This window comes from Desulfitobacterium chlororespirans DSM 11544 (genome assembly GCF_900143285.1).
GTDB classification, from domain to species: domain Bacteria; phylum Bacillota; class Desulfitobacteriia; order Desulfitobacteriales; family Desulfitobacteriaceae; genus Desulfitobacterium; species Desulfitobacterium chlororespirans.
Genome location: NZ_FRDN01000006.1, coordinates 306,608 through 321,005, shown reverse-complemented (window position 1 = coordinate 321,005; position 14,398 = coordinate 306,608). Strand labels below are relative to the sequence as shown.

Annotated in this window: 13 protein-coding genes and 3 tRNA genes; 3 read left to right on the top strand and 13 right to left on the bottom strand. The window is 43.7% G+C overall.

Annotation, left to right across the window (positions count from 1 at the left end; translation table 11 throughout):
* Window positions 1–22: 22 nt before the first annotated feature.
* The 13 genes from BUA14_RS09825 to dnaA all read right to left on the bottom strand — a co-directional run bounded on the left by BUA14_RS09825 (window position 23) and on the right by dnaA (window position 13,232).
* Window positions 23–895, bottom strand: coding sequence for a LysR family transcriptional regulator (locus BUA14_RS09825; RefSeq protein ID WP_072772444.1), 873 nt, complete (start codon window positions 893–895; stop codon window positions 23–25).
* A 618-nt stretch (window positions 896–1,513) separates the two neighbouring features.
* Window positions 1,514–1,602, bottom strand: a tRNA-Ser gene (locus tag BUA14_RS09820).
* Window positions 1,603–1,659: 57 nt separating this feature from the next.
* Window positions 1,660–2,106, bottom strand: coding sequence for a tRNA adenosine(34) deaminase TadA (gene tadA / locus BUA14_RS09815; RefSeq protein WP_072772443.1), 447 nt, complete (start codon window positions 2,104–2,106; stop codon window positions 1,660–1,662).
* A 16-nt stretch (window positions 2,107–2,122) separates the two neighbouring features.
* Window positions 2,123–2,201, bottom strand: a tRNA-Arg gene (locus BUA14_RS09810).
* Window positions 2,202–2,283: 82 nt separating this feature from the next.
* Window positions 2,284–2,372: transfer RNA gene (locus tag BUA14_RS09805), tRNA-Ser, on the bottom strand.
* Window positions 2,373–2,589: 217 nt separating this feature from the next.
* On the bottom strand, window positions 2,590–3,855 hold the full coding sequence (gene serS, locus BUA14_RS09800; protein ID WP_072772442.1) for a serine--tRNA ligase: 1,266 nt from the start codon (window positions 3,853–3,855) through the stop codon (window positions 2,590–2,592).
* Between the two features lie 30 nt (window positions 3,856–3,885).
* Entirely contained in the window at window positions 3,886–4,452 is a 567-nt protein-coding gene (gene pdxT, locus BUA14_RS09795; protein ID WP_072772441.1) for a pyridoxal 5'-phosphate synthase glutaminase subunit PdxT, read from the bottom strand.
* A gap of 112 nt (window positions 4,453–4,564) precedes the next feature.
* Complete coding sequence (gene gyrA / locus BUA14_RS09790) at window positions 4,565–7,051, bottom strand: DNA gyrase subunit A (protein WP_072772440.1); 2,487 nt, start codon at window positions 7,049–7,051, stop codon at window positions 4,565–4,567.
* A gap of 13 nt (window positions 7,052–7,064) precedes the next feature.
* Window positions 7,065–8,999: a DNA topoisomerase (ATP-hydrolyzing) subunit B gene (gene gyrB, locus BUA14_RS09785; protein WP_072772439.1), complete on the bottom strand. Its 1,935-nt coding sequence runs from the start codon at window positions 8,997–8,999 to the stop codon at window positions 7,065–7,067.
* A 151-nt stretch (window positions 9,000–9,150) separates the two neighbouring features.
* A complete protein-coding gene (gene remB, locus BUA14_RS09780; protein WP_072772438.1) occupies window positions 9,151–9,408 on the bottom strand; it encodes an extracellular matrix regulator RemB in 258 nt (85 codons plus the stop codon).
* Window positions 9,409–9,411: 3 nt separating this feature from the next.
* The gene (gene recF, locus BUA14_RS09775) at window positions 9,412–10,509 is read right to left on the bottom strand and encodes a DNA replication/repair protein RecF (RefSeq protein ID WP_072772437.1); all 1,098 of its coding nucleotides are present in this window, start codon (window positions 10,507–10,509) and stop codon (window positions 9,412–9,414) included.
* A 14-nt stretch (window positions 10,510–10,523) separates the two neighbouring features.
* Window positions 10,524–11,627, bottom strand: a complete 1,104-nt coding sequence (gene dnaN, locus BUA14_RS09770; protein WP_072772436.1) for a DNA polymerase III subunit beta — start codon at window positions 11,625–11,627, stop codon at window positions 10,524–10,526.
* Window positions 11,628–11,882: 255 nt separating this feature from the next.
* Complete coding sequence (dnaA, locus tag BUA14_RS09765) at window positions 11,883–13,232, bottom strand: chromosomal replication initiator protein DnaA (protein ID WP_072772435.1); 1,350 nt, start codon at window positions 13,230–13,232, stop codon at window positions 11,883–11,885.
* A 355-nt stretch (window positions 13,233–13,587) separates the two neighbouring features.
* Between dnaA and rpmH the strand changes: the two genes are divergently transcribed.
* The 3 genes from rpmH (at window position 13,588) to yidD (ending at window position 14,393) form a co-directional block, all read left to right on the top strand.
* Window positions 13,588–13,722: a 50S ribosomal protein L34 gene (gene rpmH / locus BUA14_RS09760; RefSeq protein ID WP_011462335.1), complete on the top strand. Its 135-nt coding sequence runs from the start codon at window positions 13,588–13,590 to the stop codon at window positions 13,720–13,722.
* Between the two features lie 125 nt (window positions 13,723–13,847).
* Entirely contained in the window at window positions 13,848–14,183 is a 336-nt protein-coding gene (gene rnpA / locus BUA14_RS09755; RefSeq protein ID WP_072772434.1) for a ribonuclease P protein component, read from the top strand.
* Window positions 14,184–14,393: a membrane protein insertion efficiency factor YidD gene (gene yidD, locus BUA14_RS09750; RefSeq protein WP_072772433.1), complete on the top strand. Its 210-nt coding sequence runs from the start codon at window positions 14,184–14,186 to the stop codon at window positions 14,391–14,393.
* The last annotated feature ends 5 nt before the right edge of the window (window positions 14,394–14,398 follow it).

Sequence of the window (14,398 nt, the reverse complement as noted above, 5' to 3'; positions counted from 1 at the left end):
GATCCCCGGGGTTTTATCTTGTTTATGCTTCGTGGCATATTTTGATGAAATCCTGCATGGCGCTTGTCAGAAACTTATTTTTATGATAAACAACCATCAGTTTTCGGTTGAAGTTAATCCCCTTTACTTCGATTTCCTTCAATGAACCTGAAGCAATGTATTCTTTGACCAGGTGATAAGGCAGTACGGCAATGCCTATCTTATTAATGGCCGCGTTAATCAAAGCCGTTGTACTGGTGCTTTCCCAATAGGGTTTAATTGCGAAACCGAGCTGGTTCATTAGTTGTTCAAAGAGGTTCCTGACACCCGCACCTTTCTCGCGCAGCAAGAGATTTTCATTGACGATATCTTGCCCAGTTATCGCCGTCTTGTTTAAAAGGGGATGGTCCGGGCAGGCAACAATAACGATATGATCGTTATAAAAGAAATCTCCCACTAAATCAGATTCATTTGGTACTTCTTCCACCAAGGCCAAATCCAATTCATTTTTCCTGAGTTTATCCAAAAGAATCGAGGATTTGTTTACCATAACCATGACATCTGAGTCAGGATAAAGGCTTTTGAATTGTGCGATATACTGATGGATCAAAACGACACCAACAGTATAATTGGCACCGACGACCAGCTTCTTCCGATAGGCATCCTGCTTCAGGACATCATCCAATTCATCAAATAAGTTAATAATATGGCATGCATATTGATATAATTTTTCTCCTGACGAGGTGGCATATAATTTCCGGGACAGCCGCTCGAAAAGGATTACTCTGTAAAAATTCTCCAGTTCTTTGATAGCCTGACTGACAGAAGGCTGTGTCATAAAAAGCTTAGCAGCGGCAGCCGTCATATTTCGCTCGTCATAAACTGTGATAAAAATTCTCAGATGCCGGATCGTCATTCACCTTAATCCCCTTTATCTATTAAAGTTCAAATCTCCCCATAAGCTCCTGAAGCTGTTGAGATTGATGTGCTAAACCGAAGGATAATGCGTTTCCCTATAAAGCGGCATCCCATTTATAATTAAGTAACCAAGTATAAATTAACACAACCATATTTATATCAATTCAAACCATCACATATCATTGCAATTATAATAGTTTTGATTCAGTTGTGTAAAGTTTTATTTAAGATTAAGATGTCCCAAATCCATATGCCATCCAAGTCACGGTACGCATGAGGTAGTAACCTTACTGAATATTTATTATCCAGTCGAAAGCCGTGTTGAAAATTCGCCCTTTTTAAAAATTAGGAAGCAGGCTTCGCGATTTTCCAAATTGCCGGATTTTAAGGGAAGAGACAAAAAATCCGTATTAGCTCGCTAATACGGATCTCGTTTACAATGGCGGAGGAGGTGGGATTCGCTCCGCTCGGATTCCCTCGCTATCACGCCGGGTCGGGAAAAATGCTTCCTAAGGGCGCATTTTTTATCTCCCTCCCGTTCGAATCCCACCTCTTCAACCCTCTCTATTCCAACAAAAAATCCGCATTAACTTACTAATGCGGATCTCATTTACAATGGCGGAGGAGGTGGGATTCGAACCCACGGACGGTTGCCCGTCAACTGATTTCGAGTCAGCCCCGTTATGACCACTTCGATACTCCTCCACACTATAAAGCTTAAATGACAATCACTACTTTATTCTCATTTAAGCAAATTAAACTTTACCTTAGCTTCCGAAAGAAATCCTTCAGAATCTGGGCACACTCTTCTTCCAATACCCCCGCCACCACCTCCACACGGTGGTTCCAGCGGTTCACATCCAGAACATTGGTCACAGAACCTACTGCTCCGCCTTTAAGATCAGCCGCGCCAAAGACAAGGGTTTTTAGGCGGGCCTGAACCAAACTACCGGCGCACATTGGGCAAGGTTCCAGGGTCACATAGAGAGTGGCTTCAGAAAGACGCCAAACTCCCAAGGCCTGAGTTGCCCGCTGTACAGCCAAAACTTCAGCATGGGCCGTGGGATCCTGCCTTAGCTCTTTTTCATTATGAGCCTTGGCAATGACTTCTCCCTTATGCACCACCACTGCCCCGATGGGAACTTCTCCCTGGGCAAAGGCGATTTCAGCTTCTTCAAGGGCTAAGCGCATATAGTCCTGATGATTCATAATACCTCTGTATTAATGGTGGCCCCGGGAGGACTCGAACCCCCGCAAGACAGGGTTTAGGAAACCCCCGCTCTATCCACCTGAGCTACGAGGCCAAATTTGGTTTGCACAACCACATTATTATTGTAAAAAAGTCCGTAACTCGCGTATCGAACTACGAACTTCAGAACTCCATAATGGCGGAGGGGGTGGGATTCGAACCCACGGCCCCTTGCGGAGTCACCGGTTTTCAAGACCGGCTCCTTAAACCACTCGGACACCCCTCCGTGACGTGACGAAATTTAGTATAGCATAAAATTTTTCCTCTGTAAATGTTCAAGATCTATCTAATTTTAGGGAATCGAGAAAGCACGCAGAATGATTCCTTATGTAAACTTTCTCTTCTCCATGTTTATTCTTGTAAATTTACATAAGCACTATAATACAACAACTATAATCTAATCACTATTACCTAATCACTATAAACCTTACCAGCTAATGCAACTACCCAATATACTCGACGCCCAAATAAGGCTGAAGCGCTTTAGGAACTCTCACTCTGCCGTCAGCTTCCTGATAATTTTCAAGAATGGCGGAAACCGTGCGGCCGATGGCTAAACCACTGCCATTGAGAGTATGGAGAAACTCAGGCTTGGCTTTCGGTGCCCGGCGGAAGCGAATATTGGCCCGGCGGGCCTGAAAATCTTCAAAATTGCTACAGGAAGAAATCTCCCGGTAAGTATTAAAGCTGGGCAGCCATACTTCCAGATCGTAAGTCTTGGCTGAAGTAAAGCCCAGATCCCCCGTAGATAGAGCCATCACCCGATAGGGAAGCTCAAGCTCCTGGAGAATACTCTCCGCATCCCGGGTTAAGGACTCCAGTTCCTCATAAGAATTTTCAGGAAAGGCAAACTTCACCAGTTCCACTTTATTAAATTGATGCTGCCGGATCAGACCCCGGGTATCCCGGCCTGCCGAACCTGCTTCCGCACGGAAACAAGCACTATAGGCACAGTGATGAATCGGCAATTGCTCGGCTTCCAGGATTTCTTCCCGATACATGTTGGTGACCGGGACTTCGGCAGTAGGAATTAAGAAATAATCGGTTCCCGCCACCTTAAAAGCATCTTCTTCAAACTTAGGAAGCTGCCCGGTACCAATCATAGAATTGCGATGAACCATATAAGGAGGCAGAACTTCCACATATCCTTTAGCGCTATGCCGGTCCAGCATAAAGCTGATTAAGGCTCTTTCCAGCTTAGCACCTAAACCTTTATAAAAAGTAAAGCGAGCTCCTGTAACCTTCCCTGCCCGGGCAAAATCCAGGATGTCCAGCTTTTCACCGATCTCATAATGAGCTAAGGGCTCAAAATCAAAGGAACGGGGATTCCCCCAGGCGCGAACCTGAACATTGGCCTCCTCATCAGCTCCTACAGGAACTGATTGATGAGGAATATTAGGAATCTCATAGAGCACAGCTTCCATGCTCTGCTCAATCTCACCTAATTTATCTTCGAGATTCTTAACTTTTTGTCCCACTTCCCGCATCTCTAAAATAAGCTGTTCCGCATCTTCCCCATGTTTTTTCCGGCGCCCTACCTCTTCAGAGACCGTGTTTCGCTTGGCTTTTAATGATTCCACTTCAAAAAGAAGCTTGCGGCGCTCTTCTTCTTGTTCCAGAAAATCATCCAAGCTGACATTGGAATTTCTTTTTTTAAGCGCTTCCTTAACTATTTCGGGGTTCGTGCGTACAAATTTGAGATCTAGCATCTGAAATCCTCCATATCTGACCACTTCCATTTAGATTTGTCCATTGACGATATCCAGAAAATAACGGTAAATGCGGTCATCCTCTGTTTGTCCAGGATGAAAGGCACTAGCTAACATGTTGCCTTGTCGTACAAAGACTATTTTACCATTATATTCTGCTAAAATCCCTACATTAGGGGCAATTTCCTGAATATAAGGAGCATCATTGAAGATCGCCTTCAGCGGTGTGAGTCCTAAAGCCGGAATGGTTAAATAAGCCTCCGTCCTTCCCGCCATAGGTTCCTTAGTCACCGTCAAATCCATCAGCCCCAGCCGATCATTTCCCTGACCGGGAGATTCTTTGCTCAATAAAACCATTCCGGCCGATAGCCCGAAAATAGGAAAATCCGTCATGGCTAATTCCTTAATCCTATCTCCCAGACCAGGTTGCCCAAGATTGTTCGCCTTATTTCCTGTGCCTGTCATGATTAAACCCTGAATATCGATTAAATCTTCCCTTTGCTGAACCTTAATCACTTCGCACCCTAATTGCCTCAAAAACCGGCAAGGATCATGATCGGTTCCCTCCAGAGATAATACTCCGATCCTCTCATTCATGGATAATCAGCCCCATTCTGCTCGTACTCTGTACCACAGTGGTACAGAGTACTGACTCTCTGCACAGTGAGACGGTTCCTACTTAAAACACTGGCCTTATATTATATTGAGATTATTCCTCAGATTCTATTTCTTCTAATTCTAATTCTGGTTCTTCAGTATCTTCTTTATTGTCAACGACAGCAATAGCTACCACTTTGCTTTCACCGGTTCTCATGGCCATAACTCCCTGGGCTGAACGACCTTGTTTGGAAATACCGGATACTTCCTGACGGATGATAATTCCATCTTCAGTGATGATCATCATATCGTTTTCAGGTCTCATCACCTTAAGCCCCACCAGTTTACCTGTTTTAGCATTGAGCTTGGTAGCAATGATTCCCTTGCCGCCCCGTCCCTGCACTCTATACTCAGAGAGACTGGTCCGCTTGGAGAAGCCTTGCTCTGTCATGGATAGTATTTCCACTTCTTCCTCATATATCACATCCATACTCACCACAAGGTCCCCTTTTGCCAAAGAAATCCCTTTGACTCCATGAGCGGTTCTGCCCATTTGACGTACATCAGACTCCAGGAAACGAATACATAAACCATTTTTAGTTGCTATGATGATATGCTCATCAGGCTTGGTTAAACGAACTCCGATCAGTTCATCATCACCGCTTAAACTGATGGCAATTAAGCCGTCTTTGCGAGGTGAGTCATACTCCTTCAGCAAGGTCTTCTTGACAATCCCATTCCTGGTGGCCATAAAGAGATGGAAATCCTCATTATACTTTCTGATGGATAACACAGCGGTGATCTTTTCTTCACTGGGATTAATGCTTAAGAGATTGACAAGTGCCGTTCCTTTGCCTGTACGGCCTGCTTCGGGAATTTCATGAGCTTTTAAACGATACACCTTGCCCCGGGTGGTAAAGAAGAGAATATATTGATGGGTCGAGGTGGTAAAGATCTTCTCCACGAAATCCTCTTCCCGGGTGGCCATGCCATGGACACCTTTACCCCCGCGCCGTTGGCTTTTGTAGGTATTCAGAGGCATCCTCTTGATATATCCCCTGTGGGACATGGTGATGACCACTTCTTCATCATCGATTAAATCCTCGATGTTCATATGGGTGGCATCAAAAGAAATCTCCGTACGCCGTTCATCACCGAATTTTTCTTTGACCTCTTGCAGCTCTTGCTTAATAATATTGAGCACCATTTGCTCTGAATTGAGAACTGCTTTTAAATAGGCAATGGTCTCTTGAATTTTTTGATACTGCTCTTCAATCTTCTCCCGTTCCAAGCCGGTCAGCCGTTTCAGGCGCATATCGACAATAGCCTGGGATTGCTTGTCACTAAGTCCGAAGCGAGACATTAAATTATCTTTGGCGCTCTGCTCATCAGCGGAAGTCCGGATAATACTGATCACTTCATCGATATAATCCAGGGCTATTCTCAAACCCTCTAAAATATGGGCTTCAGCTTCAGCTTTATTCAGCTCAAAGCGGGTTCTGCGCACAATTACATCTTTTTGGTGTTCAATAAAGTGATGAATAATTTGTTTAAGATTAAGAACTTTCGGCTGACCGTCCACTAAGGCTAAAATATTGACCCCGAAGCTGTCTTCCATCTGGGTATGCTTATAGAGCTGATTGAGAAGCACCTGAGGATTGATGTCCCGGCGCAGTTCCATGACAATCCGCATCCCGGTCCGATCCGATTCATCCCGGAGATCCGTAATGCCTTCGATCCTTTTCTCGCGAACCAGTTCAGCAATTTTTTCAACCAAGCGGGCCTTGTTCACCATATAAGGAATCTCAGTCACGATAATCCGCATTTTCCCGGATTTCTCCATCTCCTCAACATGGGCTTTGGCACGGATTCTAAAGCTTCCTTTACCGGTTCTATAAGCAGAGATAATCCCTTCCGTTCCCATAATGGAGGCGCCGGTAGGAAAATCAGGTCCCTTGATATAGGTCATCAGTTCTTTAATCTCGATGTCAGGATTATCGATCTGAGCAATCGTTCCCTCAATCACTTCCGTGAGATTATGGGGAGGGATATTTGTAGCCATCCCCACCGCAATTCCTGCCGAACCGTTAACCAAGAGATTGGGGAATTTAGCCGGCATCACCTTGGGCTCTTGTTCCCGCTCATCATAGTTAGGTTGAAAATTCACCGTATCCTTATCGATATCGGCCAGCATATATTGAGTGATTTTAGCCATTCTTGCTTCCGTATAACGCATAGCCGCAGCTGAATCACCGTCAACCGAGCCAAAATTGCCATGTCCGTCGATCAAGGGATAACGGGTGGAAAAATCCTGAGCCAGCCGAACTACCGCATCATAGATAGAGGAATCCCCATGAGGGTGGAATTTACCCATGCAATCCCCCACCAGACGGGCGGATTTACTGTAAGGCTTATTAGGAGTCATCCCCAATTCATGCAGGGTATAGATAATGCGGCGATGAACCGGTTTTAAACCATCCCGTACATCCGGCAAAGCCCGGCTGACGATAACACTCATGGAATAATCGATAAACGATTTTTTTAGTTCTTCCGATATTTCGATAGGGAGAATCTTTCCTCCCTGAATTTCAGTCGACATGTGCTATCCTCCCTTAGACGTCCAGATTACGGACATATTGTGCATTATCCTGGATGAATTCACGCCTTGGTTCGACCACGTCACCCATGAGAATGGTAAAGAGCTCGTCCGCTTTAATGGCATCTTCCATGGTCACCTGCAGGATCGTTCTTTTGGCCGGATCCATGGTGGTTTCCCAAAGCTGTTCCGCATTCATTTCCCCTAAACCTTTGTAACGTTGAATTTCCACTCGATCACGGCCGATTTCATCTTGTAACTTGGCTAATTCTTCATTGCTGTAGACATAATGGATATCCTTCCCCTTCTTCACTTTGAACAGAGGGGGTTGAGCAATATAGACATAATTGTTTTCAAGCAGAGGCTTCATATAGCGGAAGAAGAAGGTCAGAAGCAAAATCCGGATATGGGCGCCATCCACGTCGGCATCGGTCATGATCACTAATTTATGATAGCGGGCTTTTTCAATATCAAAATCCTCGGAAATCCCCGTACCCATGGCTGTGATCATCGCTCTGATCTCAGCATTGCCTAAAATTCGATCCAAACGGGCTTTTTCCACATTGAGAATTTTGCCACGCAGGGGAAGAATAGCCTGAAAACGGCGATCCCGGCCTTGCTTTGCCGAACCTCCCGCACTGTCGCCCTCCACGATATACATCTCACAAAGCTCTGCTTCCTTCCAGGAGCAATCAGCTAATTTCCCCGGCAAAGCACTGACTTCCAGAGCGCTTTTGCGCCGGGTTAATTCCCTGGCCTTGCGGGCTGCTTCCCGGGCCCGGGAAGCCTGAATGGATTTTTCAATGACTTTCTTGCCTATGGCGGGGGTTTCCTCAAAAAACGCCGATAAGCCTTCTCCGGTGATGGAATCCACAATCGAACGAATTTCCGAATTCCCCAATTTGGTCTTGGTTTGACCTTCGAACTGAGGTTCAGGAACTTTAACCGAGATCACAGCAGTCAAACCTTCCCGGATGTCTTCTCCCGATAGGTTGGCTTCGTTGGCTTTAAGGATATTGTTTTTCCGGGCATAATCATTAGCCACCCGGGTCAAAGCTGCTTTAAAGCCGGATTCGTGGGTGCCCCCTTCATGGGTATGAATATTATTGGCATAAGAAAAAAGATTTTCCACATAGCCGTCATTATATTGCATGGATACTTCAACCTGGACCCCATCTTTTTCTGCTTCAAAGTAAATGGGTTCAGGATGAAGGGATTCTTTGGAACGGTTGATATACTTGACAAAATCATAGATGCCGCCGGTATGATAATAAACTTCTTGTTTGTCTTCTCTGGCATCAAGCAAGGTAATCGATACCTTTTTATTCAAGAAAGAAAGTTCACGAAGACGGTGAGCTAAAGTATCAAAGAGGAACACAGTGTCCTCGAAAATTTCCGGATCGGGAGAAAAGGTAATGGTGGTTCCGGTCTGATTGGGATCCACCTGACCAATCACCTCCAGTTCTGTCTTGGTTTTACCGCGCATAAACTCCTGATGATAAATATTCCCGTCTTTCCTAACGTCCACATGGAGCCAGGTGGATAAAGCATTGACCACGCTCATTCCCACGCCATGAAGTCCCCCGGATACTTTATAAGCGCTGCCGCTGAATTTTCCTCCGGCATGGAGAACCGTTAAAGCCACTTCAACAGCCGGCTTGCCTAATTTAGGATGAATATCCACCGGAATACCCCGGCCATTATCCACCACGGAAATACTGTTATCTTTATGGATCGTGACTTCAATGGTATCGCAGTAACCGGCCAAGGCCTCGTCGATACTATTATCCACGATTTCATAGACCAAATGATGCAGACCGCGCAGACTTGTGGAACCGATATACATCCCCGGTCTTTTTCTGACCGCTTCTAAACCTTCAAGGACTTCAATCTGCCCTGCATTATAATCATTGGTTGGAATAGTTTCCTTGATTTCGGCTTTTTCTTGCAAAGCTGATCCCTCCCAAATTCCCTCTACTTATACAGCTAACCTTTTAATTATACGACCTTTCAACCCTTTATTCAAATAAAGGATTTATCCCCGGCTAACACAATCAAAGAAACCTCACTGCAGACTTAGAGAGGTTTCTTTTTGATCCTTACTATTCTTCACCGATGATCATGGAGCTGGATCGCTTTAATAAGGTGCTTGATGATATAGGGGAAAAATAATTGCCGTCGCTGGCAATAATTAAAGATTTTTCTTTACCTTTTTCGGATATGTAGTTTATTTTTTGTTTTTCTTTAATTTTATTTAAAAAATTCTCTGAAATTGAATTTCTCATCGCCGTCTCCAAATCCAGAATAGCAATGATCTTTTCCTGATTAATCAGGATATCGCCGCCTAAATGTAAAAACATAAATTAATCAATCCTCCCAATCTGCCCTTTTTCTACTTTGAGCAATAAGGATGCCCTTTGCGTCAGGGTTTCCGCACTGGTCATGGTCATAATGGTTTGTTGCAAGGATTTTGTATAGTCTAATAAATAGCTTTTCCTAAATCGATCCAATTCAGACAACACATCATCCAGCAAAAGCAAGGGATAGTCGCCTTTTTCCTGGCGAATAACTTCCAGTTCCGCTAATTTAGTACTTAAAACGATGGAGCGCTGCTGACCTTGGGAGCCATAGAGACGGGCCGAACGCTCATTAAGCTTAAAAAGAATGTCGTCCCGATGGGGCCCGATTAAAACCATCTTTCTTTCCATTTCCAAAGACATCTTTTCTGCCAAGAGCTTAGGAAATGCAGCCAAAGCTTCCTCCAGATTATTTTTCCCCAAGGCCTGATAGTCCATGGTCAGCTCTTCTTTCCCTGAAGAAATCTGCCGATAGATTTCCTGGCCTTTTTGCGAAAGCAGGCCGGTAAACTCCCAGCGATTCCTGATAATTTCCGAGCCAATCCGGAGGATTTGTTCATTCCACAGTTCAATCTGAGCAATCTGGCTTTTGTTCCCTCCCTGTCCTTGTTTCAGGAGGGCATTTTTTTGCTGAAGCACCTTGTTATAGGCATTAAGAAGCTGAATATGTTTGGAGTGATGCTGAGCAATATGTAAATCTAAAAAACGTCTCCGCTCAGCCGGCCCGCCTTTGATCATCACCAGGTCATCCGGTGAAAAAAAAACCACATTAATGGTACCGACATATTCAGATAATTTTCGACAAGGAATTTGATTGATCTTAATAATTTTTCTTTTGTCTTTATAATGGCTTTCTAAACGTAATTTTCGCCGCTGCACGATGAAATCGCCGTAGAGGTGGAATTCATTCTCTCCCCAGCGGGCCAGTTCCTGCTCCCGATGGACACGGTAGGACTTTCCAGTTAAAAGATAATAAATACCTTCCAGGATATTGGTCTTTCCTTGTCCATTTTCTCCTTGCAGGATCGTTAAACCTGGCCGAAAATCCACTTCCTGATCCTGATAATTTCGAAAAGATTTTAAATGCAGCCATTTTATTTCCATAGTAAGCAGCCGGCTTAAGAGGTCCGCACAGGCAAAGCAAGATAGAGATAGTTGGGATCATCAACGGGACGAATAATTCCCGGGCTGTAAGAACCCGACAATTCAAAAACGATCTCTTCAGAATCAATAATTTTAAGCACATCCAATAAAAATTTGGAATTAAAAGCAATCTTGACGTCATTGCCCTCTTTTTTTACTTCCATCTGCTCAGAAATCTTACCTAATTCTGAGGTCTGATCAATGGACAGTCGTTCTGTATCCACTGAAAGTTTGATAATACTGGTATGGCTCCCATCCCGGGCTAACAAAGAAGCTCTTTCTACAGAGTCTTGAAAAAGTTTCGCTGATAATAAAACCTTCGTTTGGCAGGATTGGGGGATAACTTGTTTATAATTGGGGAATTGTCCTTCAATTAAACGGGAGAGGAGATGGACAGCTCCAAACTGAAACACAATTTGCGCCTGATTAAAGCGGATGAATAAATGTTCATCCTCATCCCTGAGCAAGCGATAGATTTCCCCCAAGGTTTTGGCAGGAATAATACCCTGAAACTTGATCTGTTCAGGATTAGAAATTTCGGCAATCCGGTAAGCCAAACGATGGGTATCCGTAGCAATTAAACGTAAGTTTCCATCTTCAATCTGGAGAAGGCAGCCTGTAAACACAGGACGGCTCTCCTCAGCGGAACAAGCAAAAATAGTCTGCTTAATCATGGTTTTAAAAATGGAAACAGGTAAGTTAAAGGTTTCCGCATCAAAGAGATCCGGTAATAAAGGAAATTCCTCCGGGTCATAGCCTCTGAGGGATAAATCCGATTCATTGTAATGAATATTGATTACATCATTTTGCAGCTCCAGTTCGATCAGAACATCGGGCAGCTTGCGCACTAGATCGGAAAAAAGCCGGGAAGGAAGAACCACAACGCCTTCTTTTTCAACCTGAGCCGGAACGACGCAGCGGATGCCAATTTCTAAATCCGTCGCTTCGAAGATCAAGGATTGTCCTTCAGCTTTAATCATAATCCCTTGAAGAACAGGCAAGGTGTTTTTATTTGATACTGCTTTTTGGACAGTATTCACTCCCGTGATTAGGGAGTCCTTGGCACAATAAATTTTCATGAAAGCAGCCTCCTCAAAAAACTTATCAACAGTGGAATATTTTTAGGGGAACAATAATAAGCTATTAATTTAGTCGTATTAGTACTATAGCTTGTCTCAATGTGGATAATGCAGCTTGTCCGGCAGATGCTCAGGGTTAGGAATGAGTAAAAACATGTGAATTAATCCTTGAATTTATCCACATGTTAACAAACTCGTTTTTATATAAAATCTATCCCAAAAGGATAAACACTTTATACACATAGATAACCCCAACTAGAGGGATTGGATCATTTGAATGATTTCATTAATTTTCCTATCCAAGAGAGGATCTTTTTGGCGGTTCTCGGAGATTTTATCATAGGCATGAAGAACGGTGGTATGATCTCTTCCCCCAAATTCATCACCAATCCTGGGTAAAGAATTGTCGGTCAGTTCTCTGGATAAATACATGGCGATCTGACGTGGAAAAGCCACAGCCCGGGTTCTCTTTTTGGCCTTAAACTCACCTAAAGACAGATGATAAAAATCGGCGACGGCTTGTTGAATCATTTCAATGGTGATTTCTTTAGGAGTGCTGACCGGAATAATATCCTTAAGAGCTTCGGCTGCCGTCTCAACAGTGATCGGGTTGGAAGTTAAGGAGCCTACGGCCATCACTCGGATTAAAGCTCCTTCCAGCTCTCTGATATTGGAGTGAATTTTGTCCGCGATATAGACCATGACTTCATTGGCCACTTGCAGGTTTTCCAGCTTGGCTTTTTTTCTCAGGATAGCGATGCGCGTCTCCAAATCCGGCGCTTGGATATCTGTGATCAATCCCCATTCAAAACGGGAACGCAAGCGATCTTCAAGGGTGGGGATTTCTTTAGGAGGACGGTCGGAGGAAATAATAATTTGTTTATTGGCATCATGGAGGGCGTTAAAGGTATGGAAGAACTCCTCCTGGGTCCCTTCTTTACCGGCAAGAAATTGGATATCGTCAATCAACAAAATATCCACATTGCGGTAATGATTGCGAAATTCAATGGGATTTTGATCACGGATGGACTCAATGAGTTCATTGGTGAATTTTTCACTGGAGACATAGAGGACCCTGGTGCTGGGGGAGCGCTGAATGACAGCATTGCCGATAGCGTGCATCAGGTGAGTCTTGCCTAAGCCGACGCCGCCATAGATAAATAGTGGATTGTAAGCCAGGGCGGGAGACTCGGCTACAGCCAGAGCGGCGGCATGGGCAAAGCGGTTGCTGTTGCCAATGACAAAGGTGTCAAAGGTATACTTTGAATTGAGGGTTTTATTGTCCGCGGGTTCCGCTTTAGGACCAGAAGGAGCTTTGTTTTGATTGTCTCCTGGTTGTGATGTTTCATGCATTGAAGTGACAATAAAGCGCAAATTCATGGATTGGCCAAGGATGGATTGAACTGTGGAGCGAATGATGGGGGCATAACGGCTCTCCAGCCAATCCTTGGCAAATTCATTGGGTACGCTGACGATCAGAGTGTCCCCTTCAATATCAAGGAGGTATGTGGAACTGAGCCAGGTTTCAAAACTTGGTTTAGAAAGTTCATTTTCCAGTTTTGATAGGGTTTCTTGCCAAAGTACTTGTAGAGAACGGGGTGGCATTCAGTGGACCTCCCTTTGTCTAATGATGTAGAAAATATGACAATAAAAAAGTTATACACAAACTTATACACATTTGTGGATAACTCACTAAAATTATTGCTGTGTACAAATGATGGAAACGAGAGCATGGAAATTAAAGGCGGTGTAAAATCATAATACCAATTTTTTTTAGGGTTATCAACAGGAAGTTAGTCCTAATATAAATTTATTCACAGGTGGATAACTTTTTCAGCGGTCAAGTTATCCACAATCTAATTGTAGACTCTGCTTGACAGGGCTAAAAAACTTAGAGTATAATCTCTAGAGATGTGCAATTTTTATTTGTTTTTTCCCTTGAAGGAGGTGCAATAGCTGTATGAAGCGGACTTATCAGCCGAAGAATCGTCGTCATAAAAGAGTACATGGTTTTTTAGAGAGAATGAGCAGTACATCAGGAAGAAACGTGCTTAAACGCCGTCGTTTAAAAGGGCGGAAGAAATTATCAGCTTAAGGCCGCAATCTTGTGGCCTTTTTCAAATGAATAGGGATAGTTGCTATCTTTTCTTTCAGAAATAGGTTTATTCTGAAGTTTGTGAGTAAAACTAGGGTTAGAATGTTTTGAATTACGGAGGGGCCATGTTGCAGAGACATCTTAGATTGCGTCAAAAATCTCTTTATAGAAAGGTTTTTGCACAAGGGAAAAGTTTCTCCGGCAAATATGTAGTTATCTATGTAGCAGAGGGCCCCTCACGGTTCGGGTTTATTGCTTCCAAAAAGGTCGGCAATGCCGTCGTTCGTAATCGGGCTAAACGTTTGATGAGAGAAGTCATTCGGCTCCATCTTGCTGAGATGAAAGAAAATACCCAAATAATTTGTATTGCCCGTTCTTCAATTAAAGGAGTTTCCTATTCTCAAGTAGAAAATAGTCTTTTGAAAAGCTTATATAAAGCAAAGGTTATAAAGGACCGTTGATTGATGAAGCGTTTATTAATTGGTGTGATTAGGATTTATCAACGTTATATTTCACCTCTTAAACGACCATCCTGTCGTTTTTATCCCACATGTTCTGAATATTCTATTCAAGCGATACAAAAGTACGGGGTTGTTAAAGGCGGTTGGAAATCCCTAATCAGGATTTTAAAATGCCATCCCTTTCACCCTGGTGGTTATGATCCAGTTTAAGGAGG

What these genes read in the sequence shown, in the direction of transcription:
- pdxT (WP_072772441.1), bottom strand. Translation starts at nt 4,452, where the DNA reads ATGAATGAGAGGATCGGAGTATTATCTCTGGAGGGAACCGATCATGAT.
- rnpA (WP_072772434.1), top strand. Translation starts at nt 13,848, where the DNA reads ATGTTGCAGAGACATCTTAGATTGCGTCAAAAATCTCTTTATAGAAAG.
- dnaA (WP_072772435.1), bottom strand. Translation starts at nt 13,232, where the DNA reads ATGCCACCCCGTTCTCTACAAGTACTTTGGCAAGAAACCCTATCAAAA.
- recF (WP_072772437.1), bottom strand. Translation starts at nt 10,509, where the DNA reads ATGGAAATAAAATGGCTGCATTTAAAATCTTTTCGAAATTATCAGGAT.
- tadA (WP_072772443.1), bottom strand. Translation starts at nt 2,106, where the DNA reads ATGAATCATCAGGACTATATGCGCTTAGCCCTTGAAGAAGCTGAAATC.
- serS (WP_072772442.1), bottom strand. Translation starts at nt 3,855, where the DNA reads ATGCTAGATCTCAAATTTGTACGCACGAACCCCGAAATAGTTAAGGAA.
- dnaN (WP_072772436.1), bottom strand. Translation starts at nt 11,627, where the DNA reads ATGAAAATTTATTGTGCCAAGGACTCCCTAATCACGGGAGTGAATACT.
- BUA14_RS09825 (WP_072772444.1), bottom strand. Translation starts at nt 895, where the DNA reads ATGACGATCCGGCATCTGAGAATTTTTATCACAGTTTATGACGAGCGA.
- gyrA (WP_072772440.1), bottom strand. Translation starts at nt 7,051, where the DNA reads ATGTCGACTGAAATTCAGGGAGGAAAGATTCTCCCTATCGAAATATCG.
- remB (WP_072772438.1), bottom strand. Translation starts at nt 9,408, where the DNA reads ATGTTTTTACATTTAGGCGGCGATATCCTGATTAATCAGGAAAAGATC.
- rpmH (WP_011462335.1), top strand. Translation starts at nt 13,588, where the DNA reads ATGAAGCGGACTTATCAGCCGAAGAATCGTCGTCATAAAAGAGTACAT.